Consider the following 20056-nt stretch of genomic DNA (forward strand, 5'->3'; position numbering starts at 1 on the left):
AGCACTCGTAAAGAAAACGACCCCTGCGCCGCGCGGTGCAGGGGTCGTTTCTCGTACACTGGCCGCGTGAGCATCGCCGGCAGCTTCAGCTACTACATCCTGACCTTTCTTCAGATCCTCGGAGTGGTAGGTGCAGGATTCGCGATCTTCCACGCATTGCGTCAGCGCGCCGACGCCTTTCCTGCCGTGGACAAGCTCACCAAGAACGCCTGGCTGGCCATTCTGTTCGTCGGTCTGCTCCTCATCCTCGTCTCCGGAGTGATCGGATTCCTGGGCATCATCGGCGTCGTCGCCGTGTGCGTGTACCTCGTCGACGTGCGACCGAAGATCGACAGCATCCAGCGCGGACCCCGCTGGTAGGCAGCCGCGTCGACGCCCGTTCGGTTCTGGGCGTACCCTCTACCGCACCCGCTCGGGGGGATACAGGTAGAGGGGATTGTCAGTGGTTTCACGCAAGGTAGTCGAACGTGTGCTGTTCGGAATCGGCAGCGCGGCTGCGGCGGCCTCTGTCGGTGCATTCGTCGTCCGGCGGCGTCGCCTGCATTCGTTCACCAAGACGACCGATGTTCGGCCCGACGAGCTTCTGAAGCACCCCACGATCGAGCCGCACATCACCGAGGTGGTCACCGACGACGGTGCACATCTGCACGTCCGTAGCTACGGCGATGCAGATGCAGAACCGATCGTCTTCAGCCACGGGTGGACCTGCTCGGCCGACTACTGGTTTCCGCAGATCAACGCCCTCGCCGGCCGATACCGCGTGGTCGCGTACGACCAGCGCGGTCACGGCCGCAGCGACGTCGGAACGCGGCCCCTGAGCCCCGACGTGCTGGCCGACGACCTCGCCGCGGTGCTCGCCGCCACCGTCGTCGAGGACAACAAGGCCGTCCTGGTGGGGCACAGCATGGGCGGCATGTCGATCATGGCGTGGGCCGGAAACTACCCCGAACAGGTCGATCGACTCGTCAGTGCCGTGCTCCTCGCCAGCACCGCGACCGACTCCCTCGTCCGCGAAACCACCGTCATCCCGCTGCCGCAGCGCTTCCCGCGCGTTCCGGCACCGGTCGGTCGAGCCGTGCTGAGCTCGGCGCTGCCGTTGCGGCCGTCGCCGGTGACGCGCCAAGCCATCAAATACATCTCCATGGCACCCGGAGCCACTGCCGCCGAGGTGGCGTTCTGCGAGAAGATCGTGCTCGAATGTGCCCCGCGCACCCGCGGCATCTGGGGTGCCGCGCTCACCGACCTCGACATCCGCGAAGCGCTCGAGAACATGTCCGTCCCCACCAGCGTGCTCGTCGGATCAGCCGACCGCTTGACCCCGCCCGTGCACGCCCGCAAACTCGCCCGCGCACTCGACGACCACGACCACCTGAGCCGACTGATCGTCATTCCCGGCGTCGGACACATGAGCTCGGTGGAAGCAATCGACGAATTCAACGCCGAAGTGGTAAGGCTCCGGAATCTCTAGGTTTCAGCTGAAGACCACGGTCTTGCGGCCGTGCACGAGGACGCGATCCTCCAGGTGCCACCGCAGACCGCGGGAGAGCACCAGCTTCTCGATGTCGCGGCCCTGACGCACCATGTCGGCCACCTCGTCGGAATGGTCGACGCGGATGACGTCCTGCTCGAGGATCGGACCCGCGTCGAGTTCGGCCGTCACGTAGTGGCACGTCGCGCCGATCAGTTTCACGCCCCGCGCGAACGCCTGGTGGTACGGACGTGCGCCGACGAACGACGGCAGAAAGCTGTGGTGGATGTTGATCGCCCGGCCGGCCCAGTGTGCGCACAGCGATTCGGGGAGAACCTGCATGAACCGGGCCAGCACCACCGCGTGCGGGTCGTAGGAATCGACCAGCGACCGCACCTCCTCGAAGGCAGGACCGCGCTCGGCCGGATCCTTCGCGAACTCGACGTGATGGAACGGGGTGCCGTGCGCGGCGGCGATCGGCTCGAGCGACTTGTGGTTGCCGATCACCGCGGAGATCTGAGCGGGCAGCTCGCCGCCCGCAGCCCGCCCGAGGAGGTCGTGCAAGCAGTGCGCTTCCTTGCTGACGAGCAGGACCACGCGCTTGGGGTCACCCGAATCATGAAGTGTCCATTCGGTTTCCGGGCCGAGCTCGGCGGCCACCGCGGCGAAACGCGTGCGTAGTTCCTCGATGCTCATGTCCACGGACGACGCGCGTACGGCCTGCCGGGTGAAGAACCAACCGGTGTCGGGATCGGCGTGATACGCGGCCTCGACGATCCATCCACCGACCTCGGCGAGGAAGGTCGAGATGCGGGCGACGATGCCCGTCTTGTCGGGGCAACCGAGCGACAGAACGTAACGGCGATCCTCGGATACGGAAGAACTCATACCGCCGATTGTCTCAGGGCGTCCGCACCCCGGTTGCCACCAGTGTCCCGAGATCGATCGAATCTATTCCGCGCTCGGTCAGCAGCGCAGAGAACTCGGCGCGGATCTGCGTCCGGGTCGCATCGTCGAACGGTGTCAACGCGCCCCGCATCGCGCTGCCCAGCACGAGATCCCACAGGAACGACTCCGTCGCGGGAGCGTGGTTGGACAGCTCCACGACCTCGACATCGGTGGTGCCTGCCGCGGTGAGCCATCCGGACAGCAGATCCGCCGTCTCCATCCGCCGGATCGGGTGCCTGTCGTAGCCGTCCTGCGCGAGTGGCCCGTCGTGCTCGCTCGGCGGCGAGTGCGCACCGATCACCTCGAAGTACGTGCTCGCGAACGCCTCGATCGCGCCCTTGCGCCACACCGTCACCCCGACGCGACCGCCCGGACGAACCAGAGACAACAGACGAGCGAAGTCCCCCTCGGGATCGGGCAGAAAGAAGATGCCGTACGAACAGGCCAACGCGTCGTATCCGGCATCGGGAACCGTCGACGGCGGCTCCCACTCGGTGGCGTCGGCGAGAACGAAGTCGATGTTGCGCAGCGCACGATCGGTGGCTTTCACGCGGCCCACCTCCAACAGGTCGTCGGCGAGGTCGATGGCATGCACGAGGCCGTCCGGGCCGACGGCCGCCGCCGCGGGAATCGCCGAGGCACCGGTTCCGGCACACACGTCGAGAACCGCGTCACCCGACGTCAACTCCAGCGCGAAGACGAGCGACTGCCCGGCCGGGCCCCACACCTGCGGAGTCAGGCCGTCGAACTCCCTGCTGGTGGCGTTGAAGGTGGCTGCGAGCGACGCTGCGGTCATGACCGAAATCGTAGACCGACAGGGTTACGAATGGCAGAGCTGTGAAAAGCTGGACTCTATGACACTCACCCGCGCCGCCCTCGCCGGAATGGTCGACCACACGCTGCTCAAGCCCGAGGCCACCGAGGCAGACGTGATCGCCCTCATCGAGGAAGGCCGCGAGCTGGGAGTGCTCGCGGTGTGCGTCTCGCCGTCGATGCTGCCGATTCGCGCCGAGGGAATGCTCACCGCCGTCGTCGCCGGATTCCCGTCGGGCAAGCATCATTCGTTGATCAAGGGATCCGAGGCAAGGCTCGCGGTGCAGCAAGGTGCCGACGAGGTCGACATGGTGATCGACGTCGGCTCGGCCATCGCGGGGGACTACAACGCGGTACTGGCCGACATCGTCACCGTCCGCGAGGGGATCGCCGGAAGCGCTGTCCTGAAGGTCATCATCGAATCGGCAGCATTGTCGGACGACGCGATCGTCGAGGTCTGCCGCGCCGCCGAGAAGGCCGGTGCCGACTTCGTCAAGACCTCCACCGGATTCCACCCGGCCGGCGGCGCGAGCGTCGAAGCAGTGCGATTGATGGCAGAGACCGTCGGCGGTCGACTGGGCGTCAAGGCCAGTGGCGGCATCCGCACCACGGAGGCCGCCCTGGCCATGATCGACGCGGGCGCAACGCGATTGGGACTCTCGGGAACGCGCGCGGTGTTGGACGGATTGAACTAGAGCGACTGCGTCGCATGTGTACGGAACTTCGTAGTGGGCTACGAAGTTCCGCGCACATGGGTTATGCGACGAGCGAGCAACCCTCGGGAGTCGGCTGATTCTGATCCTGCTGAGTCACCGGAATCGTGTACTGCCCGCCTTCGAGGGCGAGCTCGATGCCGCTGTCGGTGACGGTCAACGACGTCGGAGCCATGTCCAGCGGGTAAGCCTGCAGGCTGTCGGTCAGCACGCCGACGACGGAGTCGACCAGATCGGTGGGGATACCGAGACCCAGGATCGAGGCGTCGACGGTCTGGAAGTCGACCCTGCCGTCGACGACCTGCGGCTTGACGGTCAGATTCGCCAGAGCCCCGACGGCGAAGTCGAGGGTGCCCGCCGACGCGTCCGACGTGACGCCCGAGACGATCGCACCGATGCCCTGGCTCTGCAGCGTGCGGGTGATGCCGTCGGTGGACCACGAGATGTCGGCACTCGAGCTGCCGATGGTGCCGCCCGAGTCGGCGGTCTGCGTCAGGTTCAGGTCACGTGCCTCGGCCTGCACGACCATGCCCTCGGCGGGGCCGAAGCGCGCGTCGTCGCTGTCGACGGTCACCGAGGAGACCTTCTTGTCCACCAGTGAGAGCAAGACCGGTTTGAAACCGAGACCGACCTCGACCTGGCTGCCGAGCTCGGACTCGAGCTGACCGGCCAGGCAGGATTTGATCTGCTGACGGACGAACAACTCTCCGCCGATGACGGCGACGAGGAGGACGACAACGACGGAGACTGCGATCAGCGGTGCTGTGCTGCGCCTGGCTGTGGATGACATTCCTGGCAGTCTTCCCGATGATTCTGAGCAAGCTCTGTGAAACTCGCCGAACCTGTGTTCTCGGTACGAAACTTTGTGACCTGTAACACATTGTGACGTAAGCTTGCGTCATGAGTACGACAGGACCGAGCGTGCACGAACTGCACTCGCTGGCCACTCGTCAGGACGGCTATTTCACGGCCGAGCAGGCCGGCGAGCTCGGCTTCGATTCTGCGATGGTGCGCGTCAATCTGGCCACGAACACGTGGACTCGCGTCGAGCGCAACCTGTTCCGACTCTCCCAGTGGCCACGCAGCGAACTCGAAGTGTTCGCCATGTGGTGCGCCTGGTTCGGCGGCGACGCCGTGATCTCGCACCAGAGCGCGGCGGAGCTACACGGATTCGGGCACCTGCACCCGCAATTCGTGCACGTCTGCGCATTCGGCGACCTACGGCTGACCGATACCAGGCTGGCGGTTCATCGCCTGCGACTCGAGCCCCGGGACGTCGAATCGGCAGGCACGTTCAACCTCACCACCCCGGTGCGTACGGTGCTCGACCTCGCCGCAGGCGGCATCTCCCAGATCACCCTCGACGAGGTGGTGTGCGACGCCGTCGCAATCGGTCGCGTCGACCCGCAAACGCTGTATTCAGAGGCGGGAAGCAGCACCGACCGAGTGGCCGAACGCGTCGAACTGGCACTGTCCGCCTGCACGTAGGCGCTACCCCGCGTGCACGATTCGGGTGCGGGTGATACCGAAGCCCGCCCGCTCGAAGGCTGCTCTCATGGGTAGATTCGGCGCGTCGGTAGTGCCCACTATCCTCTGTTCCCCGGCGTCGTGATGGATGCGGACCATCTGCGAAAGCAAATCATGAACGTAGCCGTTGCCGCGGTGTTCGGGAAGCACGCCGAGATAGCTGATGGCGGCGTCGTATGCGTTTCGGGTCGGCACGATGAAGCCGACCGTGGTGCCGTCCGTCCGGCTCGCGATCTGCCAGGCTTCGCGATGCCCCGGTAGGGAGCTGTAGAAGGCAAGGTCGTCTGCCGCAAGTGCGGCGACGCCGTGATCGGCAACCATGGATCGAGTATGGGAGTCCAGGCTCCCCGCTGCCACGGCTCCGAACAGGGTACGGAACTGGGCGTCCGTGCCTGCAGCGAAATGCAGCCGAGTCGAGATCTCGGGGCTCGGATCGTCCGCGGTTCGGGCGAAGGCGATGCGTTCGGTGGTGCGAGTGAATCCTCCCCGGTGGGCGGCAGCTTCACGCCACTCCAATGCCGCCGATACCGATCTGTCGTTCGAGTCGGTCACTGCCACATCGACATTGAATTCGAGTTCGCCGGCGTCCTCGAAGGCATCGCGGCCGGCGAGAATCAACGCGGTGCCGATGTCTTCGGGATGTTTCTCGGCCCGTTCGACAAGTAGGCAATCCAAGGTGAGCGGACTCGTTGCGTCTGGGCGTCCCCACCACAGAGCGCGCCCGACCGGGCGATCGGCGCGTTCGGCAATCCAGGTCCATTCGTGCCGGTAATTGCCCGACGCCATCTCCTCGCGGAGGCGAGCTCGATCGACCCACGCGACCGGTTCCTCGCAGGACCACTGCTCGAGTGCAGGGAGGTCGGCGGGCGTGCTGGGTCGGACCGTGAGCGAGTCAGGTCCGTCCATTCCGGCCCTTTTCGTGATCATCGATCAGCGGTGCGACCGTCGACCAGGGGACTGTCAGCACGTTGTCTCGCATCCGTCGGCGGGGGAGTGTGATCGGAAGGCCTTGTTCGACAAGCACTTTCATGGCTGCGTGCCACCGAATTCGAGGCCCGAACGGTGCCAGCGGTGCCGACACCGACCACGCTCTGTCGGCCCGTCGAAGCAGATCGTGCACGAGCTCACCCTCGATGTTGCGATGTATCAACACCTTCGGTAGCCGCTCCGCGATGTCCGACGGCATCTCGAGGTCGAACGGATCCCATGCCAGCGTCAGTGAACGCGGTCCATCGGCGTCGAGCAACACCCAGGCGCAGCGTCGACCGAGCTCGTCGCAGGTGCCGTCCACCAGCAGGCCGCCGGGTGCCAGGCCCGACAGAATGCGTTGCCAGGCAGCAGGTACCGCATCCTCGGGATACTGCCGCAGTACGTTGAACGCCCGCACCAGGTTGGGGCGCAAGCCCGCCAGCTCGAAACCGCCGCGGGCGAACTCCACGCCGTCACTCCCCGGGACGACGCGTGCGGGGTCGATCTCGAGACCGGTGACTCGGAGATCGGGCCTGACGGTGCGCAGTCGACCGGCCAGCTCGAGTGTCGTGTTCGGCATCGCCCCGTACCCGAGGTCGACGACGAGGGGATTCGGCGACCCGAGCAGAACGCGTCGAACATCGGGGTTGTGCATCAGCCACCGGTCGCTGCGACGCAACCGATTGATGCCGGTGGTGCCGCGGGTGATGACGCCTTCGGGGGCGGGAGTGGAGCCTGCGGAACGACCCCTGTTCGGCCGGCTCAGGGCTAGGCGTTCTTCTCGAGCCAGTCGGCGGTCACTTCGCCCTCACCGCGCCACAGGTCGATGAGGTTGACGAGCATGAGCTGCTCGAGCTTGCCGCCGATGAACGGCAGGAAGACCTTGGCCTCGGAGGAGGTGCGCAGCGTCGAACCGCCGTTGGTGGGGAACAGCGAGGTGGTGCCCTTGAGCGAGCCGGGTCCGGCCGGAATCGACGCGTCGTAGTGGCCCGCGGTGACTTCTTCGTAGGCGTCGAAGTGCACGTTGCGGGTGATGACCATGTCTTTCTTCATCACCGTCTGCGCGATGTCGGGCAGTTCGGTGCGCGGGATGACGTGGTGCATCACGATGTCGATTCCGGCGTCGGTCACCTCGAAAGTCTTCAGCTCGTTCTCCGAGTACTTACGCATCTCCTCGATGCGCGCATCCCAGTGATCGCGACTGGAGAGCGCTGCATAGACCTGCTGCGTCGAGTGGGTGAACCGGGCGGAGTAGTTCATTCGGCGAGCCATAGTGCGCCAGGTTAGCTGTTCGCTTGTGCCGCGATCCAGTTACCGGTGAAGTCCTGCTCGTTGTCGATGAGGGAGAGCACCTGTTCGCTGATCATCGCTTCGATCTTGCCGCCGAAGATCGGGACCTTGACCTCGGTGGTGCCGGCCAGCGCGATGGTCGTCGCATCGCCCGTGGCGTCGAGTGTGGTGGTGCCGGTGATGCGGGCCGGTGCGCCTTCGACGGTCGCTCCGAAGGTGCCGGCGGCGTGGGTGCCGTCGAACCGGCCCCAGCTCTCGGTGCGTTCGATGATGAGGTCGCCCTTCTTGAAGGCCGTGACCGCGGCAGGCAATTCCTCTTCGGGCACGGCCTGGGTCAGGACGACGTCGATGGTGCCGTCGCCGACGGTGATGCTCTTCACGCTGGCACCGGGGCCGCCGATCTGCTCGATGCGGTCCTTCCAGTACTGCTCGGAAGTCAGTGCGGCGTGGACCTTGTCGGCGGAGGCGGGCACAGTCGAGCTGTGCTCAATGGGGCGAGGCATAGGCGCAGGTTACCGGGTGACTCCGACGCAGGTGCGCGACCGGTAGCGTGAGAGTCCGTGCCTACTGCAATTTCGGAGCTCACCACCATCCGGGTGGGCGGCCCGGCCCGTGAATTCACTGTCGCGACGACCGGCGACGAGTTGGTCTCCCTGGTGCGCGACGCGGATCGCTCGGGAACCGATGTGCTGGTCATCGGCGGCGGATCCAACCTGGTGGTCGGCGACGACGGGTTCGACGGCCGGGTGATTCGGGTGACCGGTTCGCGGCTCGAGATCGACGGTGAGATCGTGACGGTCGACGCCGGCGTCGAGTGGGATGCCGTCGTCCAGGCGACGATCGATGCGGGACTGTCCGGCATGGAAGCGCTGTCGGGCATTCCCGGAACCACCGGCGCGACGCCCATCCAGAATGTCGGCGCGTACGGCGCGTCCACGTCGGAGTTGTTGCACAGCCTCACCGTCTACGACCGCGAGACCGAGCAGACTGCGGTGTGGACGCCGGAGCAGTGCGGTTTCGGCACGCATCGGTCGTCGGTGTTCAAGCGATCCTCGCGGTACGTGATTCTGGACGTGACCTTCGCGCTGAAGAAGACGACCGAGTCACTTCCGGTGCGCTACGCGGCGTTGTCGGAGCGTCTCGACGTGCAGATCGGCGACGTCGTACCGGTGCCGGACGTGCGCGCGGCCGTGCTGGCTCTGCGCGGCGAGCGCGGCATGGTGCTCGACGCAGGAGACCACGACACGTGGAGCGTCGGATCGTTCTTTCTCAACCCGGTACTGCCCGAGGTGCCTGAGGCCGCTGCGCACGCGCCCAGCTTTCCCGACCCCGCGGGAACCAAGATCCCGGCCGCCTGGCTGATCCAGAATGCGGGCTTCCCGCGCGGCTACGGCACCGAATTCGGGCGCGGCACCGCAGCGTTGTCCTCCAAGCACGTGCTTGCCGTCACCAACAGGGGTGGGGCAACCGCGTCGGACATCCTGGCGCTGGCCGTGCACGTGCGAGACGGGGTGCAGGAGAAGTTCGGCGTCACGCTCACGCCCGAGTGTGACCTCGTCAACTGCGCGCTGGGTTAGGCCCGGTCGAAACGGCGCATACGATGGAGCTTTGTTCGTCGGGCTCGTAGGAGGTAAATCAGTGCAGGTCACCAGCGTGGGACATGCGGGATTCCATATTCGGACCGACGCCGGAAGCATCCTGTGCGACCCGTGGGTCAACCCGTCGTTCTACGCGTCGTGGTTCCCTTTTCCCGACAACTCGGGCCTGGACTGGGACGCCCTCGGTGATTGCGACTACCTCTACGTCTCGCACCTGCACAAGGACCACTTCGACCCGAAGAATCTGGCCGAGCACGTCAACAAGGACGCCACGGTTCTGTTGCCGGACTACCCGGTGCTCGATCTCCGCCACGAGCTCGAGAAGCTGGGCTTCCACAAGTTCTACGAGACGACGGACTCGGTCAAGCACACGATCTCCGGGCCCAAGGGCGATCTCGACATCATGATCATCGCGCTGCGCGCGCCCGCCGACGGTCCCATCGGCGACTCGGGTCTCGTCGTCTCCGACGGCAAGACCGTCGCGTTCAACATGAACGACGCGAGGCCGGTCGACCTGGATGTGATGACCGAGAATTTCGGTCCCGTGGACGTGCACATGCTGCAGTACTCGGGCGCGATCTGGTACCCGATGGTCTACGACATGGTCTCGCGCGCGAAGAAGAACTTCGGGATCCAGAAGCGTCAGCGTCAGATGGATCGCGCACGGCAGTACATCGAGCAGGTCGGCTCGACGTGGGTCGTCCCGTCGGCCGGCCCGCCGTGTTTCCTGGACGACGAGCTGCGCTCGCTCAACGACGTCTACGGCGACCCGGCCAACGTGTTCCCCGACCAGATGGTGTTTCTCGAGCAGATGCGACTGCACGGGCACGACAAGGGCCTGCTGATGATGCCGGGCACCGCCGCAACATTCGACGGTTCCGAGTTGATATCCCACGAGCACCCGATTCCGACGGCCGAGGCCGAGGCCATCTTCACCACCGGCAAAGCCGACTACATCGAGGCCTACGCCCAGCGTCAGGCATCGGTCATCGCGGCCGAGAAGGCAGCCTGGGCTCCGGCCGAGGGCGAGCCTCTGCTCGAGCCGATGCGAGGCCTGTTCGAGCCGATCATGGCGCAGACGGATCTGATCTGCGACGGCATCGGCTACCCCGTCGGAATCACCATGGGCGACGAAACCGTTGTGCTCGACTTCCCGAAACGGATTGTGCGCGAACCGATTTCGAACGAAAAGTTCCGCTACGGCTTCACCATCCCGCCGGAGCTCGTACGCACCGCGATACGTGACCAGGAGCCGGACTGGGTCAACTCGATTTTCCTGTCCACCCGCTTCCGGGCCCGACGTGTCGGCGGCTACAACGAGTTCCTCTACACGTTCTTCAAGTGCCTCACCGACGAACGCATCGCCTACGCCGACGGCTGGTTCTCCGAGGCGCACGACGACACCGCCACGATCACGATGGGCGGCTACGAGATCCAACGCCGCTGCCCACACCTGAAAGCGGACCTGACGAAGTTCGGCATCGTCGAGGGAAACAAGCTCACCTGCAATCTGCACGGGTGGGATTGGAGCCTCGATTCCGGCCGCTGCCTCACCTCCAAAGGCCACGAACTTCGAACACGCAAGCTGTGAGACTGCCCCCAAAAATCGGGGTAGTTCGCAGACGCAGGTACGTTGGACACCGTGCATGAGCAGGTAGAACGGACAAAACGGACGCGTACGGTGTGGTTGATCGCCGTGCTCGTCGCCTTGGTGGCGTTGGTGGCAGGGTGCACCGTCGGATCGGGCGGGGGCGGTTCGGGCACCGCAGCCCCCACCACCACGGCCGCGCCCGTTGCGCAGGTCACCGAGAACCCGGTCGCAGGTGCCGTCGACATCAGCCCCGTCGCGCCCATCTCGGTCTCGGTGACCGACGGAACGCTCACCGAGGTTGCGCTGACGAACCCCGAGGGCAAGGTCGTCCAGGGCGCGCTCTCGCCCGACAAGACCTCGTACGCCGTCACCGAGCCACTCGGCTACGGCGTGCAGTACACCTGGGCCGGCTCGGCCATGGGCAGTGACAACAAGACCGTCGACATCACCGGGGCCTTCACCACCGTCGAACCCGACAGCCGCACGTCGGTGAGCACCAACATCGGCGACGGCCAGGAAGTGGGCATCGCCGCGCCGATCATCCTGCAGTTCGACTCGGCCATTGCGGACAAGGCCGCCGTCGAGAAGGCATTGACGGTGACCACCAACCCGCCGACGCCCGGCGCGTGGGCATGGTTCCCCGACGACAACGGCTCACGCGTTCACTGGCGTCCCACCAACTACTGGGCCCCCGGTACGACGGTCTCGGTGAACGCCAAGCTCTACGGCGTGAACTACGGCGACGGCGCGTACGGTGCCGACGACGTCACCCTGAACTTCAGCATCGGACGCAGCCAGGTCGTCGTCGCCGACGCGACCAGCCACCGCATGCAGGTGGTCCGCGACGGCGCGACGATCATGGACATTCCCGTCAGCTACGGCGAGGGCAACGAGGACCGCAACGTCACCCGCAGCGGCGTCCACGTCGTCACCGAAAAGCACGAGGACTTCCTGATGTCCAACCCGCCGTTCTACGAGAACGTCCGCGAGCGCTGGGCGGTGCGCATCTCCAACAACGGCGAATTCATCCACGCCAATCCGCTGACCACCGGTGTGCAGGGCGCATCGAACGTCACCAACGGGTGTATCAACCTCTCCGACGCCGACGCTCAGCAGTACTTCCAGACGGCGATGTACGGCGATCCCGTCGAGGTCACCGGAACTCGCATCGACCTCTCGGCGGCTGACGGCGACCTGTACGACTGGGCCATCGACTGGCCGACGTGGGAGTCGATGGGAGCGGCGTAGCCGCAGGTGAGCGGAACTTCGTAGCAGGGGTCGAAGTTCCGCTCACATGCGGCGAAGCCGCTACTTCCGGGAGAAGCGCCCCGGACCGGCCTGATCCCGTGGCTTGATGATGATCTGGTCGAGGTTGACGTGCGACGGGCGTGAGGCCACGAAGCCGATGACCTCGGCGATATCGCTCGCGACCAGTGGTGTGATGCCCTGGTAGACCGCGTCGGCCTTGTCTGCGTTGCCGTCGAACCGGACGAGCGAGAACTCGGTTTCCACAGCACCCGGCGCTACCTCGGTCAACCGCACCGGCTTGCCGAGCAGCTCGCCGCGCAACGTCCGATGCAGCACTGCCTGAGCGTGTTTGGCGGAGGTGTAGCCCGAACCGTTGTCGTAGGCCTCGAACGCCGCGACGGAGGTGATGGTGACGATCAGGCCGTCACCGGAGTCGATCAGCTTGGGCAGCAACGACTTCGTCACCCGCAATGTACCGAGCACGTTGGTTTCCCACATCCAGCGCCAGTCGTCGAGGTCGGCGTCGATCACCGGGGCCAAGCCCTTCGCGCCACCGGCATTGTTGATCAACACATCGACGCGGGGAATGACCGCGGTGAAGGCAGCGACCGAATCCTCGTCCGTCACATCGAGTTCCAGGGCAGTGCCACCGATCTCCGACGCCAACTCCTCGAGCCGGTCGAGACGGCGGGCTCCGATCACGACGTGGAATCCGTCGGCGGCGAGTTGGCGGGCAGTGGCCGCGCCGATGCCGGAGCTCGCTCCGGTGACAACGGCGATTCGGGCATCGGGGGACATGTGTTCGGACGAGGTCATAGCGAAATTCTATGCCCGGCGTACCCCGTGCTTTCCGGTGCCCGATTGGACATCGGACGCAAGGGTGCTAATTTTGGACTCATGTCCGCCAGTGAGACCACCGCGATGCGGGTCACCTATGTGACCGCGTCCCTCGGTTCTCGCTTGCCACTTCCTCGGGAACTGTGTTGTCTCGGCCAAGGAACCTGTCTCTAGCCTTTTCGCGCTACGGGCAGTCGATTCGCGTGTCGTGGTTCTGTGCGACCACCGCACCCCTTCCTTGACCTGCATCACTTCGCTCTTTCGTCGTTGTCCATCCACGACGGAGGTCTGCCACTGCTGAGGACCACAACGGATGTCTGTATCAACGCTGCACCACCACGCCGGCCCCACCTCTCTGCGGTCTCTCGAGAGGCCTCGATCGCGCATCCAACTCGTCGCACCCGATCTGCGGATCGCCGACAGTCCCGCTGCGTCGGTGCTTCGGGTGGCCTGCGTCGAAGGTCCTATCTCGCGCGAGCGTGCTGCTCGCGCAACCGGTTCGAGCATCGCAACAGTCAACCGTCAGGTGTCGGCCCTGCTCGCCGTCGGGCTGCTCCGTGAGCGCGCAGACCTGACGGCACCGGGGGCGATCGGACGCCCGCGGGTGCCGTTCGAGGTCAACCACGAACCGTTCTCGACCATCGGCATCCACATCGGAGCCGTCGTCACCGGCATCACCGTAAGCGATCTGCGGGGACGCATCCTCGGTGCCGTCGAAATACCCACGCCCGCTGGATCTTCGGAGACAGCGCTGGCCTCCGTCACCCGCAGTGCCGGTGCCTTTGCCGGACGCTGGCACCGTCGCACCCCGCTGTGGGTCGGGGTGGCGATCGGTGGACGCGTCGACACCGCGAGCGGAACCGTCGACCATCCGCGGCTGGGATGGGAAAACGGCCGCGTCGCCGGGATCATCGGCGGCGGACTCGGCCTGCCGATCTCGGTCGCCGGGCACGTCGAGGCCATGGCGGCCTCGGAGCTGCTCCTCGCGCCGCGTCTGTCGGACAGTGTTGCGGCGCAGAGCATCAGCGGAACGTCGCTGTACTTCTACGCGCGTGAGACCGCAGGCATGGCGCTGACCATCGACGGCCGCGTACACACTCCCGCGAGCGGTCCGGGCTCCATCGCGCACCTACCCACCGGATCGTCGGCGCTGTGCGGCTGCGGCAATCGGGGATGCCTCGAGGCCTCCGTCAGCGATCGCGCGGTGGTCGCCGCTGCCGTGGATCGCAAGATCGTTGCGAGCGTAGCCCGCGGAGCGACCGATATCACTGCGCCGCAGCCTCACCCGAGCATCGCCGCGGTATATCAGGCGGCGCAGGGAGGCTCGGAGGCCGCGCGGGAGCTGCTCGTCGAGCGGGCGCGAATTCTGGGTCGGACGGTGGCGCTGCTGCGCGACATGTTCAATCCGGACCGCGTCGTACTCGGAGGCCAGGCGTTCACCGCGTACCCGGCCGGAATTCCGCACGTGGGCGAGGCCTTCGCCGCATATTCGACGTTGGCGCGCAGGGATATTCGGGTGACCGGCTTCGGTGACAAGGTGCAGGAATACGCCGCAACCGTGGTCTCGCTGAGCGCCCTGTATTCCGATCCGCTCGCCTCGATGCGCAGGGCTGCCGCGTAGGTTCACCAACTATGAGCAAGCCCGATATGAGCACCCGTGCAGCAGGACCAGTTCGTCAGGCCACCGGCGTCGACGGAGCCAACATCGTCTACCGCGTCAGCGGTGACCCTGCGGCGCGGCCATTGATCCTGCTGCACGGGTGGGCGCAGAGCTCGGCCTGCTGGGGGGAGGGACTGCTGGCCGACCTGGCGGAGCGCTACCGCGTTCTCGCCGTCGATCTACGCGGACACGGCTACTCCGACGCCCCGCCGGCCGGTTACGACGATCCCAAGATTTGGGCAGGCGATGTCGAGGCGGTGCTCGCTGCCGAGAACATCACTGCCGACGCGGTGCTGCTGGGTTGGTCGTACGGCGGACTGGTGATCTGCGACTACCTCGCCGAACACGGCACGGGCGCGGTGGCGGGCATCGTGCTCGTCGGCGCGATCACCAGCATCGGCAGGGGAGAGGCAGGCGGCCGCGTCGGGACGGCCATGCGCGCGGCCATCCCCGGCGCGATGGCCGAGGAGCCTCGGGTCGCGATCAAGGCGCTCGGGAGTTTCGGGCATGCGCTCACCGGGCCGACGGAAGGTAAGGGCATGGAAGCGCAGGCGCTGTTCGGATTGACGCTGTCCACGAGGCCACGAGTTCGCGCTGCCCTGTTCGATCGAGCGGTCGGCCACGACGAACTGCTGCGCAGCCTCGACATCCCCGCCTTCGTGCTGCACGGAACCGAGGACACCGTCGTCGACGTCTCTGCCGGACGGCACGCCGCGGAGCTGATTCCTGCGGCGTTCGCGTCGTACTGGGATGGCGTCGACCACGGCCCGTTCGTAGCCGATCCGCAGCGATTCCTCACCGAGGTGACCGAGTTCGTCGATGGTCTGAGTCTGCCCGGTCGTCAGAAGGGGTAGTTATCGAGACGTAATGTGGAGGCGTGCACACTGAAGAAGTGACTGGACGCCAGCTGAACAGGGTCGCTGTGTTGTCCTTGCATACCTCCCCGCTGGCGCAGCCAGGAACGGGTGATGCGGGCGGGATGAACGTCTACGTGCTGCAAAGCGCGAAAGAGCTGGCCAAGCGGGGCGTGGAGGTCGAGATCTTCACCCGCGCGACGGCGTCGACCGATGCTCCCGTCGTCGAGGCAGCTCCCGGTGTGCTGGTACGCAACATCGTCGCGGGCCCGTTCGAGGGGTTGGACAAGCACGACCTGCCCACTCAGCTGTGCGCATTCGCCGCCGGGGTGCTGCGTGAGGAAGCTCGGCACGAACCCGGTTACTACGACCTGGTGCACTCGCACTACTGGCTCTCGGGTCAGGTCGGCTGGCTGGCGCGCGATCGCTGGGGAGTGCCGCTTGTGCACACCGCGCACACTCTCGCCGCCGTCAAGAACGCGTCTCTGGCGCAGGGCGACTCGCCCGAGCCCGCCGCGCGTCAGATCGGTGAGCAGCAAGTGGTGGCCGAGGCGGACCGGCTGATCGCCAACACCACCGAGGAAGCGAAGTCTCTCGTCGAGATCTACGGTGCGCAGCAGGGTTCGATCGATGTGGTTGCACCGGGAGCCGATCTGGCGCAATACAATCCGGGGGACAAGCTCGCGGCGCGCGCCGAACTCGGATTGAATCCGGACGAGTCGATCGTCGCTTTCGTCGGACGCATCCAACCACTCAAAGCCCCCGACGTGCTGATCGCCGCGGCTGCCGAAGTGCTGCATCGCAATCCGGCAACACCACTGCGCGTCCTCATCGTCGGCGGCCCGTCCGGCAGCGGATTGGATCGACCCGACAGTCTCATCGATCTGGCCGAGAACCTCGGGATCACTCCCCGAGTGACGTTCATGCCGCCGCAACCGTCGGCGCGCCTGGCCCAGGTCTACCGCGCCGCGGACATCGTCGCCGTGCCGAGCTACAACGAATCGTTCGGCCTGGTCGCGATCGAAGCCCAGGCCTGCGGAACTCCGGTCCTGGCCGCCGACGTCGGCGGACTCGGCGTGGCGGTGCGATCGGGCGAGACCGGACGCCTGGTGCAGGGCCACCGCACCGGGGATTGGGCGGATGCGCTCTCGTCCATGCTGGCGGACCCGGTTGCATTGGCCGACATGGCGACCGCAGCACCGCGGCACGCCCGCAACTTCTCGTGGGAGCACACCGCCGACGGACTCATCGAGAGCTACCGGCAGGCCAAGTTCCACTTCGACCGAGGCGAGGGGCCGAGCGAGTTCTCGCCGCGACGCGTCCGAGGATTGTCGACACTACGCAGATCAGGAGCTGTGACTGCATGAGCGAGACCGCCGAACTGATCGACCGGGCACTGAAGGACCGCGAGCTGGACTACACCCGGCACGGCGACGTGTTCACCGTCGCTCTGCCTGGAGAACGCAGGCTCCAGACGACGACGATGCTGACCGTCGGGCATCACGGGGTACGCATCGAGGCGTTCGTCTGCCGCAAACCCGACGAGAACTTCGAGGGCGTCTACAAGTACCTGCTGCGACGCAATCGCCGCCTGTACGGGGTTCACTACACGATCGACAAGGTCGGCGACATCTACCTCGTCGGCCGAATGTCGTTGCACGCCGTCAACGGTGACGAACTCGATCGCATTCTCGGCCAGACTCTCGAGGCCGCCGACGGCGACTTCAACGTGCTGCTCGAGCTGGGATTCGCGGAGTCCATCAAACGCGAATGGGCGTGGCGCGTCTCGCGCGGCGAATCGTTGGCGAACCTCAAGGCATTCGAGCACATGGTGGACAAGCAGGAGCAGCCGTAACTCGCTCGAAATAGGTCGGAGTCGCTGCCCGTAACGTCCGGTTCCTAGCCTGACACACATGACCAGGCCAGAGGACGCTCGCCCACCGGTACTGCAGATGTTCGGTTACGGTCTGCAACACATTCTCTCGATGTTCGGCGGCGTCATCGCCGTTCCGATCATCGTCGGTGGAGCGGCCGGACTCTCGGGGGCCGATCAAGCACTGTTGATATCGTGCGCGCTGTTCGTCAGTGGTGTGGCAACTGTGCTGCAAACGATCGGCATCCCGTTCTTCGGCTCGCAACTGCCGCTGGTACAGGGCATTTCGTTCGCGTCGGTCTCGACGGTTCTCACGATCATCGGTAGCGCAGAGGACGGGCGAACCGGACTGCGCACGGTGCTCGGAGCTGTTCTGGTGGCCGCGCTGATCGGTTTGGCGATAGCCCCGTTCTTCTCCAAGGTCGTTCGGTTCTTCCCGCCGCTGGTGACCGGATGCATCATCACCGTCATCGGACTGTCACTGATGCCGGTGGCGGCACGCTGGATCACCGGCCAAGAGATGGTGGGCGGTGCGCCGAACCCGAACTATCTTGACCCCGGCAACATCGGGTTGGCGATGTTCACCCTTCTTGCCGTGCTGGTGATGACCAAGATTCCCGGACTGTCGCGGCTGTCGATCCTGCTCGGCCTCGTCGTCGGCACCATCGCGGCACTGATCGTCGGCAAGACCGACTTCGACGGCGTCGCCGACGCGTCCGTGGTGGCCGTCCCGACACCTTTCGCCTTCGGCTCACCGATCTTCGCAATCGGCGCGATCGTGTCGATGACCATCGTGATCCTGGTGATCATGGTCGAGACCACCGCCGACATCCTCGCCGTCGGCGAAGTGGTCGGAACCGACGTCGACTCCAAGCGCGTCGGCGACGGCCTGCGCGCCGACATGGTGTCCTCTGCCGTCGCCCCGATCTTCAACACCTTCCCGGCCACGGCCTTCGCGCAGAACGTCGGCCTGGTCGCGATGACCGGCATCAAGAGCCGCTTCGTCGTCGCGATGGGCGGCGGCGTGCTTGCGCTGCTGGGCCTTTCGCCGGTACTCGCGGCCGTCGTCGGGGTCGTCCCGCTTCCGGTTCTCGGCGGTGCCGGAATCGCGCTGTTCGGAACCGTAGCCGCCAGCGGTATCCGCACCCTCGGCAAGGTGAACTACGACAACAACTCCAACGTCGTCATCGTGGCCGTGACCTTGGCGTTCGGTCTCATACCTGTTGTCGCGAGCGACTTCTGGGACGAGTTCCCGGACTGGTTCGTCACGATCTTCCACTCCGGAATCAGTGCCGCCAGCATCGTCGCGGTGGTGCTCAACGTATTCTTCAACGTATTCAAGCCCGGTACGCCACCGAACCCATCGGTGGTGGCAGCGGGCCCCGCAGTGATGGTGCGTGAGGACGAAGCGAAGGTGCTCGGCAAAGGCGGAAGCTTGCCCGACAGGTCTGTGCCCGACAAGGCTGTGCCCGACAAGGATGCCTGAGTGAAATCCTGCGCGCCCTCGTCCGCACGAGTACCGTCCCGGACCAGAAGAAACACATCTAAATTGGAGGACATCTTGTCATTCGTCACCCGCACGAGTACGCGGAAGGCAGCACTCGGCGGCGTCGCGTCGCTCGGTGCCATCGCCCTGATCGCAGGCTGTGGATCTGCCCCCGAAGACGAAGGATCGGGCGGAGGCGGATCGAGTGACTTCCTGCCCTGCATGGTCTCCGACAGTGGCGGATTCGACGACAAGTCGTTCAACCAGCTCGGGTTCGAGGGCTTGACCGAAGCATCCGAAGAGCTCGGCGTCGAGCCACGCACCGTCGAGTCCGCATCGCCCACCGACTACGGCCCCAACATCAACAACCTCGTCGATCAGGGCTGCAACCTCATCGTCACCGTCGGATTCGATCTGGCCGACGCCACCAAGGTGGCAGCCGAGGCCAACTCCGACATCGACTTCGCGATCATCGACGATTCCACGATCGATCTGCCGAACGTCAAGCCGCTGACCTACGACGCGTCGCAGTCCGCATTCCTCGCCGGCTACGCGGCCGCGAGCTACAGCACCACCGGAGTGGTCGGTACGTTCGGTGGCTCCCAGTTGCCGACCGTCACCATCTTCATGGACGGGTTCGCCGACGGCGTGAACTACTTCAACGAGCAGAAGGGCGAGGCAGTCCGCGTCATCGGCTGGGACGTGCCCTCGCAGAACGGCTCGTTCACCGGCGGATTCACCGCCAACGAGGTCGCGAAGAACACCGCTCAGGGTCTGATCGACCAGAACGCGGACGTCATCTTCCCGGTCGGCGGTCCCATCTATCAGAGTGCCGCTCAGGCCATTCGCGACTCCTCGCGTCCCGTTGCCCTCATCGGTGCCGACGCCGACGTCTTCGAGTCCGATCCGTCGGTCGGCGACCTGCTGCTCACCTCGGTGACCAAGGGCCTCAAGACCAGCGTCGACGAGGTCGTCGCCAACTCCGGTGCCGATGCGTTCGACAACACCCCGTACGTGGGCACGCTCGAGAACGACGGAGTCGGTATCGCACCGTTCCACGACTTCGAGTCCGAGGTCGACCCCGCACTGCAGGGCGAGCTGGACACGATCAAGGCCGGCATCGTCGACGGGTCCATCACCGTCGAGTCGCCGTCTGCACCCAAGTAGCACCAAGCGGTCGT

21 protein-coding genes are annotated in these 20056 nt (G+C 65.6%); 13 read left to right on the plus strand and 8 right to left on the minus strand.

What is annotated here, in order from left to right; genetic code table 11:
* Nucleotides 1-72 precede the first annotated feature (72 nt).
* The gene (locus tag R4P57_RS08345; RefSeq protein ID WP_371828356.1) at nt 73-360 is read left to right on the plus strand and encodes a DUF2516 family protein; all 288 of its coding nucleotides are present in this window, start codon (nt 73-75) and stop codon (nt 358-360) included.
* Nucleotides 361-442: 82 nt separating this feature from the next.
* Nucleotides 443-1468 (plus strand): alpha/beta hydrolase, encoded by a 1026-nt coding sequence (locus R4P57_RS08350; protein WP_317802395.1) that lies wholly within the window; start codon nt 443-445, stop codon nt 1466-1468.
* A gap of 3 nt (nt 1469-1471) precedes the next feature.
* Here R4P57_RS08350 and purU read toward each other — a convergent pair whose 3' ends face one another.
* Together purU and R4P57_RS08360 are read right to left on the minus strand one after the other, a co-directional pair.
* The gene (gene purU, locus R4P57_RS08355) at nt 1472-2356 is read right to left on the minus strand and encodes a formyltetrahydrofolate deformylase (RefSeq protein ID WP_317802397.1); all 885 of its coding nucleotides are present in this window, start codon (nt 2354-2356) and stop codon (nt 1472-1474) included.
* Nucleotides 2357-2369: 13 nt separating this feature from the next.
* Nucleotides 2370-3212, minus strand: coding sequence for a class I SAM-dependent methyltransferase (locus R4P57_RS08360; RefSeq protein WP_317802398.1), 843 nt, complete (start codon nt 3210-3212; stop codon nt 2370-2372).
* Between the two features lie 58 nt (nt 3213-3270).
* On the opposite strand from R4P57_RS08360, the gene deoC reads away from it, so the two are divergent.
* Entirely contained in the window at nt 3271-3924 is a 654-nt protein-coding gene (gene deoC / locus R4P57_RS08365) for a deoxyribose-phosphate aldolase (protein ID WP_411742330.1), read from the plus strand.
* A 61-nt stretch (nt 3925-3985) separates the two neighbouring features.
* Here deoC and R4P57_RS08370 read toward each other — a convergent pair whose 3' ends face one another.
* Nucleotides 3986-4732, minus strand: coding sequence for a DUF2993 domain-containing protein (locus R4P57_RS08370; protein WP_317802399.1), 747 nt, complete (start codon nt 4730-4732; stop codon nt 3986-3988).
* Nucleotides 4733-4842: 110 nt separating this feature from the next.
* Here R4P57_RS08370 and R4P57_RS08375 point away from each other — a divergent pair, with 110 nt between their 5' ends.
* Complete coding sequence (locus R4P57_RS08375) at nt 4843-5430, plus strand: type IV toxin-antitoxin system AbiEi family antitoxin (protein WP_317802400.1); 588 nt, start codon at nt 4843-4845, stop codon at nt 5428-5430.
* 3 nt (nt 5431-5433) lie between these two features.
* On the opposite strand, the gene R4P57_RS08380 is transcribed toward R4P57_RS08375, so the two are convergent.
* The 4 genes from R4P57_RS08380 to R4P57_RS08395 all read right to left on the minus strand — a co-directional run bounded on the left by R4P57_RS08380 (nt 5434) and on the right by R4P57_RS08395 (nt 8231).
* Nucleotides 5434-6375, minus strand: a complete 942-nt coding sequence (locus R4P57_RS08380) for a GNAT family N-acetyltransferase (RefSeq protein WP_317802401.1) — start codon at nt 6373-6375, stop codon at nt 5434-5436.
* Complete coding sequence (locus tag R4P57_RS08385; RefSeq protein ID WP_317802402.1) at nt 6362-7093, minus strand: class I SAM-dependent methyltransferase; 732 nt, start codon at nt 7091-7093, stop codon at nt 6362-6364. Before R4P57_RS08385 ends, R4P57_RS08380 begins: the two co-directional genes overlap by 14 nt.
* 113 nt (nt 7094-7206) lie before the next feature.
* On the minus strand, nt 7207-7710 hold the full coding sequence (locus R4P57_RS08390; RefSeq protein WP_317802403.1) for a DUF2505 domain-containing protein: 504 nt from the start codon (nt 7708-7710) through the stop codon (nt 7207-7209).
* Nucleotides 7711-7721: 11 nt separating this feature from the next.
* On the minus strand, nt 7722-8231 hold the full coding sequence (locus R4P57_RS08395) for a DUF2505 domain-containing protein (RefSeq protein WP_317802404.1): 510 nt from the start codon (nt 8229-8231) through the stop codon (nt 7722-7724).
* Between the two features lie 57 nt (nt 8232-8288).
* On the opposite strand from R4P57_RS08395, the gene R4P57_RS08400 reads away from it, so the two are divergent.
* The 3 genes from R4P57_RS08400 (at nt 8289) to R4P57_RS08410 (ending at nt 12165) form a co-directional block, all read left to right on the plus strand.
* Entirely contained in the window at nt 8289-9305 is a 1017-nt protein-coding gene (locus R4P57_RS08400) for a UDP-N-acetylmuramate dehydrogenase (RefSeq protein ID WP_317802405.1), read from the plus strand.
* A gap of 61 nt (nt 9306-9366) precedes the next feature.
* Nucleotides 9367-10917 (plus strand): MBL fold metallo-hydrolase, encoded by a 1551-nt coding sequence (locus tag R4P57_RS08405; protein ID WP_317802406.1) that lies wholly within the window; start codon nt 9367-9369, stop codon nt 10915-10917.
* A gap of 51 nt (nt 10918-10968) precedes the next feature.
* Entirely contained in the window at nt 10969-12165 is a 1197-nt protein-coding gene (locus tag R4P57_RS08410; RefSeq protein ID WP_317802407.1) for an Ig-like domain-containing protein, read from the plus strand.
* A 60-nt stretch (nt 12166-12225) separates the two neighbouring features.
* Here the strand turns inward: R4P57_RS08410 and R4P57_RS08415 are convergent, their stop codons facing one another.
* The gene (locus tag R4P57_RS08415; protein WP_317802408.1) at nt 12226-12981 is read right to left on the minus strand and encodes an SDR family oxidoreductase; all 756 of its coding nucleotides are present in this window, start codon (nt 12979-12981) and stop codon (nt 12226-12228) included.
* Nucleotides 12982-13315: 334 nt separating this feature from the next.
* Between R4P57_RS08415 and R4P57_RS08420 the strand changes: the two genes are divergently transcribed.
* The 6 genes from R4P57_RS08420 (at nt 13316) to R4P57_RS08445 (ending at nt 20042) form a co-directional block, all read left to right on the plus strand.
* Complete coding sequence (locus R4P57_RS08420; protein ID WP_317802409.1) at nt 13316-14623, plus strand: ROK family protein; 1308 nt, start codon at nt 13316-13318, stop codon at nt 14621-14623.
* An 11-nt stretch (nt 14624-14634) separates the two neighbouring features.
* The gene (locus tag R4P57_RS08425) at nt 14635-15516 is read left to right on the plus strand and encodes an alpha/beta hydrolase (RefSeq protein ID WP_317802410.1); all 882 of its coding nucleotides are present in this window, start codon (nt 14635-14637) and stop codon (nt 15514-15516) included.
* A gap of 38 nt (nt 15517-15554) precedes the next feature.
* Nucleotides 15555-16883: a D-inositol-3-phosphate glycosyltransferase gene (gene mshA, locus R4P57_RS08430; protein WP_317802411.1), complete on the plus strand. Its 1329-nt coding sequence runs from the start codon at nt 15555-15557 to the stop codon at nt 16881-16883.
* Complete coding sequence (locus tag R4P57_RS08435) at nt 16880-17371, plus strand: YbjN domain-containing protein (RefSeq protein ID WP_317802412.1); 492 nt, start codon at nt 16880-16882, stop codon at nt 17369-17371. Before mshA ends, R4P57_RS08435 begins: the two co-directional genes overlap by 4 nt.
* Nucleotides 17372-17429: 58 nt before the next feature.
* The gene (locus R4P57_RS08440; protein ID WP_317802413.1) at nt 17430-18875 is read left to right on the plus strand and encodes a nucleobase:cation symporter-2 family protein; all 1446 of its coding nucleotides are present in this window, start codon (nt 17430-17432) and stop codon (nt 18873-18875) included.
* A gap of 75 nt (nt 18876-18950) precedes the next feature.
* Nucleotides 18951-20042, plus strand: coding sequence for a BMP family ABC transporter substrate-binding protein (locus R4P57_RS08445; protein ID WP_317802414.1), 1092 nt, complete (start codon nt 18951-18953; stop codon nt 20040-20042).
* Nucleotides 20043-20056: the final 14 nt, after the last annotated feature.

The organism is Rhodococcus sp. IEGM 1330 (assembly GCF_033142445.1).
In the GTDB taxonomy this organism is placed as follows: domain Bacteria; phylum Actinomycetota; class Actinomycetes; order Mycobacteriales; family Mycobacteriaceae; genus Rhodococcoides.

Coding starts and splice junctions, on each gene's coding strand:
- R4P57_RS08370 (WP_317802399.1), bottom strand. CDS start 4,732: ATGTCATCCACAGCCAGGCGCAGCACAGCACCGCTGATCGCAGTCTCC.
- R4P57_RS08420 (WP_317802409.1), top strand. CDS start 13,316: ATGTCTGTATCAACGCTGCACCACCACGCCGGCCCCACCTCTCTGCGG.
- R4P57_RS08425 (WP_317802410.1), top strand. CDS start 14,635: ATGAGCAAGCCCGATATGAGCACCCGTGCAGCAGGACCAGTTCGTCAG.
- deoC (WP_411742330.1), top strand. CDS start 3,271: ATGACACTCACCCGCGCCGCCCTCGCCGGAATGGTCGACCACACGCTG.
- R4P57_RS08390 (WP_317802403.1), bottom strand. CDS start 7,710: ATGGCTCGCCGAATGAACTACTCCGCCCGGTTCACCCACTCGACGCAG.
- R4P57_RS08375 (WP_317802400.1), top strand. CDS start 4,843: ATGAGTACGACAGGACCGAGCGTGCACGAACTGCACTCGCTGGCCACT.
- R4P57_RS08380 (WP_317802401.1), bottom strand. CDS start 6,375: ATGGACGGACCTGACTCGCTCACGGTCCGACCCAGCACGCCCGCCGAC.
- purU (WP_317802397.1), bottom strand. CDS start 2,356: ATGAGTTCTTCCGTATCCGAGGATCGCCGTTACGTTCTGTCGCTCGGT.
- R4P57_RS08415 (WP_317802408.1), bottom strand. CDS start 12,981: ATGACCTCGTCCGAACACATGTCCCCCGATGCCCGAATCGCCGTTGTC.
- R4P57_RS08440 (WP_317802413.1), top strand. CDS start 17,430: ATGACCAGGCCAGAGGACGCTCGCCCACCGGTACTGCAGATGTTCGGT.
- R4P57_RS08385 (WP_317802402.1), bottom strand. CDS start 7,093: ATGCACAACCCCGATGTTCGACGCGTTCTGCTCGGGTCGCCGAATCCC.
- R4P57_RS08435 (WP_317802412.1), top strand. CDS start 16,880: ATGAGCGAGACCGCCGAACTGATCGACCGGGCACTGAAGGACCGCGAG.
- R4P57_RS08395 (WP_317802404.1), bottom strand. CDS start 8,231: ATGCCTCGCCCCATTGAGCACAGCTCGACTGTGCCCGCCTCCGCCGAC.
- R4P57_RS08360 (WP_317802398.1), bottom strand. CDS start 3,212: ATGACCGCAGCGTCGCTCGCAGCCACCTTCAACGCCACCAGCAGGGAG.